General features: G+C 69.2%; 12 protein-coding genes. 6 read left to right on the top strand and 6 right to left on the bottom strand.

Annotation, left to right across the window (positions count from 1 at the left end; all coding sequences use genetic code 11):
* From FMQ63_RS24925 to FMQ63_RS24905, 5 genes are all read right to left on the bottom strand, one after another.
* Positions 1-610 (bottom strand): RedB protein (locus FMQ63_RS24925; protein WP_141276748.1); only part of this gene is annotated, 610 nt, incomplete at its 3' end.
* 295 nt (positions 611-905) lie between these two features.
* Positions 906-1,241 (bottom strand): HPF/RaiA family ribosome-associated protein, encoded by a 336-nt coding sequence (locus FMQ63_RS24920; RefSeq protein ID WP_011550590.1) that lies wholly within the window; start codon positions 1,239-1,241, stop codon positions 906-908.
* 219 nt (positions 1,242-1,460) lie between these two features.
* Positions 1,461-2,471, bottom strand: coding sequence for a zinc-dependent alcohol dehydrogenase family protein (locus tag FMQ63_RS24915; protein ID WP_011550589.1), 1,011 nt, complete (start codon positions 2,469-2,471; stop codon positions 1,461-1,463).
* Between the two features lie 64 nt (positions 2,472-2,535).
* Complete coding sequence (locus FMQ63_RS24910; RefSeq protein WP_225909707.1) at positions 2,536-4,104, bottom strand: hypothetical protein; 1,569 nt, start codon at positions 4,102-4,104, stop codon at positions 2,536-2,538.
* Between the two features lie 380 nt (positions 4,105-4,484).
* A complete protein-coding gene (locus tag FMQ63_RS24905) occupies positions 4,485-4,979 on the bottom strand; it encodes a hypothetical protein (protein ID WP_011550587.1) in 495 nt (164 codons plus the stop codon).
* A 124-nt stretch (positions 4,980-5,103) separates the two neighbouring features.
* Between FMQ63_RS24905 and FMQ63_RS24900 the strand changes: the two genes are divergently transcribed.
* The 6 genes from FMQ63_RS24900 to FMQ63_RS24875 all read left to right on the top strand — a co-directional run bounded on the left by FMQ63_RS24900 (position 5,104) and on the right by FMQ63_RS24875 (position 11,078).
* Positions 5,104-5,631, top strand: coding sequence for a pyridoxamine 5'-phosphate oxidase family protein (locus FMQ63_RS24900; protein WP_011550586.1), 528 nt, complete (start codon positions 5,104-5,106; stop codon positions 5,629-5,631).
* Positions 5,632-6,030: 399 nt separating this feature from the next.
* A complete protein-coding gene (locus FMQ63_RS24895; protein WP_011550585.1) occupies positions 6,031-7,365 on the top strand; it encodes an inositol-3-phosphate synthase in 1,335 nt (444 codons plus the stop codon).
* Positions 7,343-8,269, top strand: coding sequence for a phosphatase PAP2 family protein (locus tag FMQ63_RS24890; protein WP_011550584.1), 927 nt, complete (start codon positions 7,343-7,345; stop codon positions 8,267-8,269). Before FMQ63_RS24895 ends, FMQ63_RS24890 begins: the two co-directional genes overlap by 23 nt.
* Positions 8,262-9,512: a GtrA family protein gene (locus FMQ63_RS24885; protein WP_020478414.1), complete on the top strand. Its 1,251-nt coding sequence runs from the start codon at positions 8,262-8,264 to the stop codon at positions 9,510-9,512. The genes FMQ63_RS24890 and FMQ63_RS24885 overlap by 8 nt, the downstream gene beginning before the upstream one ends.
* Positions 9,502-10,500 carry a hypothetical protein gene (locus FMQ63_RS24880; RefSeq protein WP_020478415.1) on the top strand — a complete coding sequence of 333 codons (999 nt, stop codon included), beginning with the start codon at positions 9,502-9,504 and terminating at the stop codon, positions 10,498-10,500. Before FMQ63_RS24885 ends, FMQ63_RS24880 begins: the two co-directional genes overlap by 11 nt.
* Positions 10,497-11,078, top strand: coding sequence for a dual specificity protein phosphatase (locus FMQ63_RS24875; protein WP_011550581.1), 582 nt, complete (start codon positions 10,497-10,499; stop codon positions 11,076-11,078). The genes FMQ63_RS24880 and FMQ63_RS24875 overlap by 4 nt, the downstream gene beginning before the upstream one ends.
* A gap of 12 nt (positions 11,079-11,090) precedes the next feature.
* Here FMQ63_RS24875 and FMQ63_RS24870 read toward each other — a convergent pair whose 3' ends face one another.
* Entirely contained in the window at positions 11,091-11,495 is a 405-nt protein-coding gene (locus FMQ63_RS24870) for a hypothetical protein (protein ID WP_011550580.1), read from the bottom strand.
* Positions 11,496-11,519: the final 24 nt, after the last annotated feature.

Below are 11,519 nucleotides of genomic sequence, written 5' to 3'. Positions count from 1 at the left end.
GCACGCTCCCGCGGGGGTCTTCCAGCTCACAGCCGTAGACGGCGTGCCCGGCCAGCGCTTCCGCCGGCGCGTCACCCAGCAGCGCCTCCACCGCGGCGCGCCCGGCGTTGTCGCCCACGTGGCCCCGGGCCGTGGTGATGCCGCCGCTGAAGCGCAACGCTCCACCCGCGTCGTAGAAGAGCACCTGGCCGGAGGTGACGGCGCCGAAGCGCTCCGCCTGGACGCCGCCCTCGTCGCGCAGGGCGGTGACGCCCGGAATCGCCGCCGCGGAACGCCACAGCTCGCCCTGCTCCCAATCCTCGCCGGTGCCCTCGGGCTTGAGGAAGAGCACGAAGGCGTCGAGCCGCCCCTGCGCCTTCGCCATCACCAACGAGAGCTCTCCCATGCTCGCGCGCGTGCAGGGACAGAGCGGGTGCGCCAACATCACCAGCGTGGGACGGCCCTCCACGCGTGGCACGGTGGAGTCCCCGGGCCAGCGCGCGGGTGCCGCCAGGGACTCGCCGGGCGTGAGGGAATAGCGAGCCATGGCGAGCGAACCCGCCACGATGCCGCCGAGCCAGACGACGCCGGTCACCACCCACCACCCACGCTTGCCCCCGGGGCGCCTCATCGCTCACCCCCCGGGTTCACCCGCGACCCATGCAGGCGCCCTGCGCACGGAACCGTGGCGGACTTGGCAAGTGAGGCTGTCGAGTGGACGGCGGCGGTGGTGACGAGGTGGGGGGCCTCGGCGTCGACCCGCAGCACCTGGAGGCGCTGGGCTTTCATGGCGTGACAAGCCACACGATAACGCCCAGCCCCCCAGGTCTGTCAGGGGTTTGAATGGCAAATGTTCGGAATGTGCGTCGCGCGACCGCCCAGCTGGATGTCTGTAATGGGAATGAAGCGCCGCGCGAGCGACACCGTCACCCGTGGTGCGTGTTGAGCGCGTCCGCGTAGTGTTGGAGCTGGCGCCTGGCGGCGTCGAACGCCTCCGTCACCGCTTGATAGGCATCCTCGTGCCCGGTGCGCGCCTGCGGATCCCGGCTGGCGACGATGTTCCTTCCTGGCACACTCACATCCACGCGCACGTGGAAATGCCTGCCGTGCTGCTTGTGCCGGTGCGGCTCCTCCACCACCACGTGGCACCCCACGATGCCGTCGTAGAACTGCTCCAGCTTGCCGGCGTGGTCGCGGATGTGCTCGCTCAGGGCCTCGCTCGTCTCCATGCCCCGATAGGTGATTTGCAGCGCTCGGTTCATCGTCCGCCTCGCGTGGTGGTGCCCCCGGGAAGGGGGCATCGGGTTGCCTTCCCTTCCGGATGCATTTGCGCGGCCAGCGCGCCAGGTCCGCGAAATTCCATCAAACGCCACGCAAGCCACACGCTGCGTTTGCGGCGAAATGGGACACCGCGCAGTCTCTGCGGGGCGATTTGCCCCGCCCACCCTGAGAGGCGGATGTAGGCCCGCCCGACTCCGCGCTCAACCCAGGGCCGCCACCTCCAGCACCGCCGCGCCGTGCACCTGGCCTCGCCTCAGCGCGGTGAGGGCGTCGTTGGCGGCGGACAGTGGGAAGGTTTGCACCAGGGTGCGCACCGGCACCTTGGGCGCGAGCGCGAGGAAGTCCAGCGCATCCGCCCGGGTGAGGTTCGCCACCGAGCGCACCACCCGCTCCTCCCACAGCAGCGCATAGGGGAACGCGGGGATGTCGCTCATGTGGATGCCGCCGCACACCACCACGCCGGCCTTGTCCACCGCCCGGAGCGCGGCGGGCACCAGCGCGCCCACCGGCGCGAAGAGGATGGCCGCGTCCAGCCGCTCCGGAGGCACGGTGTCCGAATCCCCGGCCCACTCCGCGCCCAGCTCCCGCGCGAACCGTTGGCCCTCCACGTCCCCCGGCCGGGTGAAGGCGAAGACACGCCGGCCTTGGTGGCGCGCGACCTGGATGAGCAGGTGGGCCGCGGCGCCGAAGCCGTAGAAACCCAACAGACGACGCTCCCTCCCCGCCATGCGGAGGCTGCGAAAGCCGATGAGGCCCGCGCACATCAACGGCGCGGCGTGGACGTCGGTGTACTCGGGCGGCAGGGGGAAGCAGAAGCGCTGGTGGGCCACCGTGAACTCCGCGTAGCCACCATCCAGTTGGTACCCCGTGAAGCGTGCCTGCTCGCAGAGGTTCTCCTGGCCGGCCAGACAGAAGCGGCAGTGGCCGCAGCTCCAGCCGAGCCAGGGGACGCCCACTCGCGTGCCCACGGGAATGGCCGTCGCCCGCTCGCCCGCCGCCTCCACCGTGGCCACGATTTCATGGCCTGGGACCAGCGGCAGCTTGGGCTTCGGCAGCTCACCGTCCACGACGTGCAGGTCGGTGCGGCAGACCGCGCAGGCGCGCACGCGAAGCAACAGCTCCTCCGGGCCGGGGCGAGGAATGGGCAGCCGCGTCTCATGCAGGGGCTGCCCGACCTCGCGCAGCACCATCGCGCGCATGCTTCCTTCCATGCTTCACCCCCTGGCGCCGCGCTCTCCAGAGCAGCGCACCCGGGAGGAAGATGGGAGGGGCCCCTCAAATCTGCACCCCCGCGAGCAGGCCCGGCCACATGCGCACGGTGGTGCGGCCCTCGTCCGCGACGTGGCGCCACTGCGGCCCGATGCCCAGCTCCTTCCACGGGTCGCTGTCATCCCAGGTGACGAGCGTGTTGGCGCTGACGCCACCGAACACCGCGAAGTGCCGCGCCACCTGCCAGCCCGCCGTCAACCGGAGCTGCGCCAGGACATGCTTCGAGTCGTCGAAGAGTCGCTTCGTGTGGACGGTGCTGCTCACCGCGTCGATGTCGAAGAAGAAGCGGCCCGCGGGGATGTGGCCGCCCAGGCCCGCGCCCATGACGAAGCGGCGGCGGTCCTCGTCGATGGAGGGGCTGTAGCCCACCGTGAACAGCGAGTAGATGTGACGGCCGCCCAGCTTCACGCCCACGTTGGTGAGCGCCACGTCACTGGTCCAGGCCTGCACATGCGCCTGACCGCCACCAACGAAGCTGAGGATGCCTACCGCCTCGCCGTCCAACTCACGGGCCACGTTGAGGATGCCCACCTGCGCGCCCGTCACGTTGCTGGCGATGTTGACGATGCCCACCTGCGCGCCATCCACCTCGCCGCCCACGTTGATGATGGAGAGCTGGGCGCCGGAGAGATTCCGCACGTAGCTGACACCCGAGGACATCTGGAGCCCCGTCATCTGCCCCGCCACGTTGAGGCCCGCGGCGGCCTGGAGCCCGTGGACCCGCCCTGTCGCGATGTTGGCGCCCACCGCAGCCTGGAACCCGCGCACCGGGCCGCCCGACACGTTGGCGCCCACGCCGAGCTGCGCGCCCAGCAGGCTCTTCCCCGCGACGTTGACGGCCACGGCCATCTGCGTGCCATTCACCTCGCCCGACGCGATGTTGCCCCCCACCGCGAGCTGCGCGCCTTCCGCGTTCCCGCGCACCACGTTGACGCCCACCGTGGACTGGAGGCCCAGCAGGTCCGCGCCGGCCACGTTGGCGCCCACGGAGAGCTGGGCGCCCGTCACCGGCCCCTGGGCCAGGTTGGCGCCCACCGCGAGCTGCGCGCCGCTCAGCCCGCCCTCCCCCACCCAGTTGCCTGCCAGCGACATCGCCAGGCCGTCCACCCGCTTCGCATGCGTCGCCACCAGGCCGATGGACACGTTGTTGACCACGTTGCCGGTGTGGAAACCCGACGTACTCAGCCCCGGCACCAGGGTGAGGCTGAACGGAATGTGCACTTCGTTCGCGTCGGCCTCCGCCTTCGCCTCGGGCGCGCCTGCCGAAGGCGCATTGGCACCGTCAGGCACGACGGGCATGGAGGACGCGCCATTCGACGATGCCACAGGGTTCACAGCGTCGGACGCTGGCGCGCTCCCCGCGGGCGCCCCGGCGGCCAAGGCGTGGTTCACCGGCTGCTCCGCCGCGGCCACCAGCGGCGGTGCGGACAGCTCGCGCGCCACGCCCGGCCAATCGACAGACGCCGCTCCGCTCGCGGCGCTCGAGGACGGCCCGCCCGCCGTCTCCTCGGCGGAGGCCGAGAACGCCACCACCGCCGCCATCATCCCCGCGCACACCGAGACCTTGCGATTCATCGCCTGGACCTTCCTGGACTGTTTTGAATGAGGCCCGGCCCGCATCGCGCGGGCACCCGGGCCAGGAGGAATCATCGGGAGGCGTCGCCGCCCCGCTCGTGCAAGAGAACACCGGCACCGCGCGGAACTGTCACCTGTCCACTTCAGCGCAGCCGTTGCCATCGGCCGCCCTGTCCTCCCGTGCCCCGTCCCGCCGCGACGTGCTCACCGCGGCCCTGGGGGGCCTGCTCCTGCCCGGCGTCGGCGCCTCACAGCCCGCCCCCTGCCGGCCACCCGCAAGCCCTCGCACGCCGCCGACAACGTGCGCGCGGGCTTCGGCCGGATGCCCGACGAGAAGCTCCGCGCCCGCATCGTGAAGGCGCTGGAGGGCCGAGCGGCGGCTACAGCTCCGGGTCCGGCGTGTACTGGAGCTCGCCCGTGGGCTCCAGCACCAGGCCCGTGCCGGGCTCGTCCGCGTCGTCGTCGCGGCCCACCTCCAGCACGGACTCCTTCGCGTCCCACTGGCCCAGGTAGTACTCGCCGCCCGCGGCCATGCAGGCGCGGCCTTCCGACACCACCGTCTCCACCACTTCCTTGAGGTCGCTGGTGGCGCGAAGCAGCGTCCACGACTTGCCGTCTTCCTTGAAGCCCTCCACCAGGTCCTTGAGCTCGGCGTCGCGAGGCATGCCGTCGGGCAGCGTCTGGCGCTCCCACGTGCGCGGCTCGCGCTGCGGCTGACGGGCCTTCCACGCGCGCGCCAGCGCCAGCAGCTTCTCCTCCGCCGCCTCTTGGAGCGCGTGCATCTCCTCGGGCAGGTCGATCTCCTCCAGCGCCAGCACCGCCGTCTCCAACTGCAGCGCCTTGAGGCTCCACTCGTTCCACGCCGTCTTCAGCATCCGAACCCTCGCTTTCCTGCTCGGCCACCTACCACAGGCCCGCCTGCCCTGGCGGCGGCCAACCCACCGCCATGTGCCCGCCGACCTCCACGCTGCCTACCTTGTGCTCCCAAGGGAGGCAGCGATGGCCAGGAAGAAAAAGGACACCCAAGACGTCACCGAGCACTTCGATGACCTCATCAAGGACATCAAGGTCGCGATGATGACCACCGTGGAAGCGGATGGCAGCCTGCGCAGCCGCCCCATGTGGACGCACGCGCGTGACTTCGACGGAGAGCTCTGGTTCTTCACCCGCGAGCATTCCCCCAAGGTCGACGAGGTGACGCACGACCACCACGTCAACCTCGCGTACTCGGACCCGACCCGGGACCGCTACGTCTCCGTGAGCGGCCGTTGCCGGCTGGTGCTCGACAAGGAGAAGGCCCGCGCGCTGTGGAACCCCACCCTCAAGGCCTGGTTCCCCGACGGCCTGGACGACCCCGAGCTCGCCCTGCTCTGCGTCCGCGTGGAGAAGGCCGAGTATTGGGACACGCCCAGCAGCCGCATGGTCCAGCTCACCGGCATGGTGAAGGCCGCCTTCACCGGACAGCCCTACGCACCGGGCGACCACCAGAAGCTCGACCTGGACGACAGCGCCCCACTGCCCCATTGAGCCGGACGGGCCCACCGGAATGGGCCAGTTATCAAGGTAGGACGGCGCCTCGCGACGGCTCCGCCTCCCCCTGTCCCACTGACACCTTCTTCATCCTTCAAGCAGGGCGGGTCACCATCAACCCATGGCGATCCTGTCCGAGGAGTGTGCCGTGGATGTCGTCCTTCTGACGACCTGGTGTTTCTCTGACAGCGTCGATCGCCTCGCCTTGTACCTCGGGCTGGCCTGATCCATGAGTGCGGCACCCTCGGGTGGTAAGAGCCGCCACGCTCATGAAGTTGAAGTGATGAACGCTTTAGAGTATCAACCATCCGCTTTCGAGATTTTCCGCATGCACGACCGGTATCGTACCGACCCGCATACGGCCGACTCGAATACGTCTAACGAAGGAACATCACGATGGAAAACAAGAGGTCGGTCGCGAAGCCGGACGGCAAGCTCGCGGTCCTGATTCCGGGTCTGGGCGCTGTGTCCACCACGCTGATGGCGGGTGTCGAGCTGGCGCGCAAGGGCAAGGGTCACCCCATTGGGTCGCTCACGCAGATGGGCACCGCCCGCCTGGGGAAGCGGACCGACGGGCGCACCGTGAAGCTCAACGAGCTGGTGCCTCTGGCGGAGCTGAAGGACGTTGCCTTCGGCGCCTGGGACATCATCCGTGAGGACGCATACGAAGTGGCCGTGCGCTCGGGCGTGCTCAGCGACAAGCACCTGGAGGAGGTGAAGCCGTTCCTCCAGAGCATCAAGCCGAAGCAGGGCGTGCACGACCCTGAGTTCGTGCGCCGCATCGAGGCCAACCACATCAAGGCCACCAAGACGCACCGCGAGAGCATCGAAGCGCTGCGCCAGGACATCCGCGACTTCAAGAAGGAGCTCAACGCGACGCGCGCCGTGATGGTGGTGTGCAGCAGCGTGGAGACCTTCCGTCCGCTGCCCGAGTCCTTCAAGACGCTGGCCGCCTTCGAGAAGGCGCTGGACGAGAACAGCCCGGACATCAACCCCACCGCGCTGTACACCTACGCGGCCATCAAGGAGGGCGTGCCCTTCGCGAACGCCACGCCCAACGCCAGCGTGGACACGCCGGCGCTCCAGGAGATGGCCAAGCAGGAGTCGGTGGCCGTCGCCGGCCGCGACCTCAAGAGCGGCCAGACGATGATGAAGACGGTCATCGCGCCCGCGCTCAAGGCCCGCATGCTGGGTCTGGATGGCTGGTTCTCCACCAACATCCTGGGCAACCGCGACGGCGAGGTGCTGGACGACCCCGCGGCCTTCAAGGCCAAGGAAGTCACCAAGTCGAGCGTGCTGGACACCATCCTGCAGCCCGACCTGTACCCGGAGCTGTACAAGAAGTACGCGCACAAGGTGGCCATCCACTACTACCCGCCCCGCGGCGACGCGAAGGAGGGTTGGGACAACATCGACATCACCGGATGGCTCGGCTATCCGATGCAGATCAAGGTCAACTTCCTCTGCCGCGACTCCATCCTGGCCGCCCCGCTGGTGCTGGACATCGCGCTGTTCCTGGACCTGGCCAAGCGGCTGGAGTGGCGCGGCATCCAGGAGTGGATGTCCTTCTACTTCAAGACCCCCATGGCGCAGCCGGGTCTGCCGGTGGAGCACGACCTCTTCATCCAGCTCACCAAGCTGAAGAACACGCTGCGCGTCGTCGCGGGCGAGGACCCCATCACCCACCTCGGGCTCGACTATTACGGAGATGACCTCCCGCTCTCCAAATAAGGTCACCGCGCTCACGTGGCTCTCCACCGTCCTGGGGTTGAGCCACTTGACGCTGGTGTACGCCACCGGCCGGCTGCGGTGGGACCACGTCGCGGCGGACGCGCTGATTCTGGGGGTGGCCTGGTCGGGCCCCCGCCTTCAGCGCTTCCTCCGCGGTGGGCTCGCGCTTTGGCTGACCGGGATGCTGCTGGACAGCCAGGGTCTCTGGCTGTTCCTGCGGGGCCCCATCCACACGGGCGACCTGTGGGAGTTGGAGCGCCAGTGGTTCCCGGCGCCCGGCGGCACCCACTGGCCCGAATGGTGGGCCACGCGCTTCACCCCGGCCATGGACCTGCTGTGCGGCTTCGCCTACGCGGCGTACCTGTACGAGGTCTTCATCCTGGCCATCTTCTTCTTCGTGAAGAAGGACTCGCTCTTCGAAAGGCTGTGCTGGGGCTTCCTGGCGGCGAACGCCATTGGCGTCGTCATCTACGTGCTCTACCCCGCCGCGCCGCCCTGGTACGTGCTCCAGTACGGCCCGGGACCGGCCGACCTGGCCGCGCCCCCCAACCCCGCGGGGACCGCCCGTTTCGACGAGTTGCTGGGCATCAGTTATTTCGCGAGCTTCTACTCGCGCAGCACCAACGTGTTCGGGGCCATGCCCTCACTGCACGCGGCGTACCCCTTCCTGGTGACGCTGTTCGTGTGGTCGCGCGGCTGGGCGTGGCGCATCTCCACCGGGCTGTTCGCGTTGCTCGTCGCCTTCTCCGCCGTATACCTGACGCACCACTACATCCTGGACGTGCTCGCGGGCCTGGGCGTGGCGGCGGTTGCATTCCTGGCGGTCGAAAGCGTCTACGCCCGTTGGACGGCCACCACACCGTGGGCCGTGTCGTTGACTACAAGAGGAGACACCCGTGCTTGAGAACCTGATGGCGTGGTTGACCGGAAACCTGTCTCCGTCCGCCCGCATCTGGACGGCGCTGGCACCGGCCATCGTCGCCTGCACGTACTTCATCGGCGGCTTGCTCCTCTTCTGTATCCGCTGCGCCTTCAAGGGCATTCCCCGCGACGAGGAGACGCTCAAGCGCGGCAGCAACGGGCTGGTGGGCTTCTTCCTGCGGCACTACTTCTTCTGGGTCATCCAGCCGCTGTGGGCGGTGATTCTGCGCTCGGGTCTGCCGGCCAACGCGCTGTCCATGCTGTCGGGCCTGCTGGGCATCTCTTCCGGCGTGGCGGTGGCGGCGGGCCGCTTCGCGCTGGGCGGGTGGCTCTTCCTGTTCGCGGGCATCCTGGACGTGATGGACGGGCGCATCGCCCGCACGCGCAAGGAGGCCAACCCCGCGGGCGCGGCGCTGGACTCGGTGCTGGACCGGTACGTGGACTCGGCGATGCTCATGGGCCTGGCCTGGTACTACCGGGACACCTGGGTGCTGCTGCCCGCGCTGATGGCGCTGCTCGGCTCCTCGCTGGTGCCCTACGTGCGCGCCAAGGGCGAAGGCCTGGGCGTCAATGTGCGCGACGGCGCCATGCAGCGGCTGGAGCGGGTGCTCTTCATGGGCGCGGGCACGGCGCTGTCGCCCATCCTGGAGGCCGTCTTCTGGCCCGAGGAGAAGCACCCCATGCACTGGCTCGCGGTGGTGGGGCTCGTCTTCGTGGCCGTCATGAGCAACGTCACGGCGCTCTCCCGCTTCCGCAATCTGGTGAAGGCGCTGGCGCCCAAGCGTCAGGAGGCGCGCTCCGGCAAGGCCATCATCGGGCTCAACGCCCTGGCGGGCGCGGTGGCCACGGCGGTGGACTTCGCGCTGGTGCTGGCGCTGGTGGAGTGGGCGGGCGTGCTGCCCGCCTGGGCCACGGTGCTGGGCTGCGGCCTGGGCGCGGTGGTGAACTACTCCATCAACCGGGTGCTCACCTTCAAGAGCACCGGCGCGGTGGGGCGGCAGCTGGCGCGCTACTCGGTGGTGAGTGGAACCAGCGCGCTGCTCAACGCGGGCGGCGTGGCGCTACTGACGCTGCACCCGCAGCTGGCCTATGCGCTGGGGTGGTGGCTGGTGCGCGGCGTGGTGTACTTCGCGTGGAACCTGCCGCTGCAGCGTGACTACGTCTTCAACAACGACGCGGCGGCTTCCGAGGACGCGCTCATGGAGCAGCGCCCCCATGCGGCCTGAAGGGCGCTTCCAGGCGCTGAAGGGCCTGGCTGTGGCCACCGCGCTCGTGCTGCCCTCGGTGGCGGCGGCGGGCGCGGTGCTGGAGCCGAAGCTGTCCCCCAGTGACAACTACGGGGAGAACTTCACCTTCATCGGCGACCTGGACGGCGGCACCTTCATCTTCGTGCAGCTAACGGTGACGAACATCGGTCCCGGCTCGCGCACCGGACTGTGCCGGACCACGGTGCTGACGCCGGGGAAGAAGGCCTGGTCGGCGCAGACGAAGGTCAAGGCGCGCGACTGGCGCTATGACGCGGAGAGCTCGACGCTGAAGATGGGGCCGTGCTCGGCCCGCTCCACGGATGGGGCCACGCGCGTGGAAGTCCCGCTGGATGGCGGGCGGGTGCTGCTGGAGTACGCCGCGCCCATGACGCCCCAGGGCCAGGAAGGCACCGAAGTGGAGGTGGGCAAGGACCGCTACCACCACGAGGTGACGCTGGCCTTCAGCGCGTTGAAGGCGACGGTGAAGCGGCCCAAGGGCGAGGACGTCGTCTACACGGGTGGCGGGTACGCGGACCACACGCGCTCCACCATTGCGCCAGCGAAGCTTGCGAAGCGGTGGGTGCGCTTCCGGGCGCTGCTCGGCGGCGAGAAGCTGGTGCTGCTGGCGCGTGAGGGGCAGGACGGTGAATACGGCCCCGTGTACGCGTGGGAGGAAGGCGCCAAGGCCCGCTCGCTGGAGCACTTCACGCTCGCGCGGGAAGGCGTGAAGGAGCGGAGCTCGTGGACGGTGGAGCTGTTCACGGATGGCTCCTCTGCCATGGTGCTGCGCTCCACCTCGCTGATGCAGCGCAGCGCGCCAGTGGAGGATTTGGGCGCGGTGCTGGGCGGGCTGGTGCGTTCGGTGGTGGGCTCGCCGGTGACGTACCTGCACCGGGCGGTGCTGGAGCGTGAGGGCAAGGCACCGGTGACGGGGCTGATGGAAGTGACGCTCGAGGGCGACCTGTGAGTTTTGCTTTGCTGCGGGAAGTGCACCACGTGCCGGGTGTGCGCGGCTGGGTGCGCAAGCAGGTGCTGCGCTCAGTGGCGCGCTGCGTGGAGTGGACCACGAAGCTGCCGGGGCGCGGGCTGAACGTGTCTCAGGTGAACGACTGGCTGTACGTGGGTGGCGCGGTGCCTCGCTCGCGGTACGCGGAGCTGAAGGCGCGTGGCATCACCGCGGTGATTGACGTGCGGGGTGAGCGCTGTGACGACGCGGAGGCGTTGAAGGCGCTGGGCATCGAACTGCTGAACCTGCCGGTGACGGACCGCTATCCGCCATCGGTGGAGCAGCTGATGCGGGGCGTGGAATGGGCCTTGCCCCGGCTGGAGCAGGGCGGCACGCTGTATACCCACTGCGAGCACGGCGTGGGCCGGGGCCCCCTGGTGGGGCTGGCGGTGATGGTGGCGCGCGGCTGGGAGGCGCCGACCGCGTACCGCGAGCTGCGGCAGGCGCGGTGGCAGTCCACGCTGAATGACCGGCAGTTGAACGGGCTCGCGGACTTCGTCGCCGCGTGGCAGGCAAGGACGTCCGAGCGGGCGGCGTAGGCCGCGCCCAGCTCAGTCCCGCTTCAAGATGACGCCGTCATCGCTGATGGCATAGCTCGCGCCAGGGTCCATGACTTCCGGCCGCAGGCCACAGCGTTCCTGCTCCCTGGGCGTGAAGTGAACGAAGGTCATCTTCTCTCCCCGCTGGAGCCAGGCGTCATACGTCTCGATGCGATAGAGACACTGCGTCATGGCATCCGCATTCTTGGGGGGCTTCGTTCCGGGAGGCAGGAAGTCCTCCATCGCGAGCTGGAGCGCCTTCAACTGAGCGCCATCCACGGTGGTCGAAGCCTCCTTCGTCCACTCCGGGAACTGGATACCGGCGGAGACCTCGGGCGGAGCAACTGGCGTCTTGGACCGCAGGTGCATGCACCCACTCATGAGGCTCATGAGGATGATGAAGCCGACTGGTTTCATCTACGTATCCTCCAGTTCGACTGC

Origin of the sequence: Myxococcus sp. CA005 (genome assembly GCF_006518205.1) — a bacterium.
GTDB classification, from domain to species: domain Bacteria; phylum Myxococcota; class Myxococcia; order Myxococcales; family Myxococcaceae; genus Myxococcus; species Myxococcus xanthus.
The sequence above is the reverse complement of the archived record's forward strand: the minus strand, read 5'-3'. Positions and strand labels throughout refer to the sequence as shown.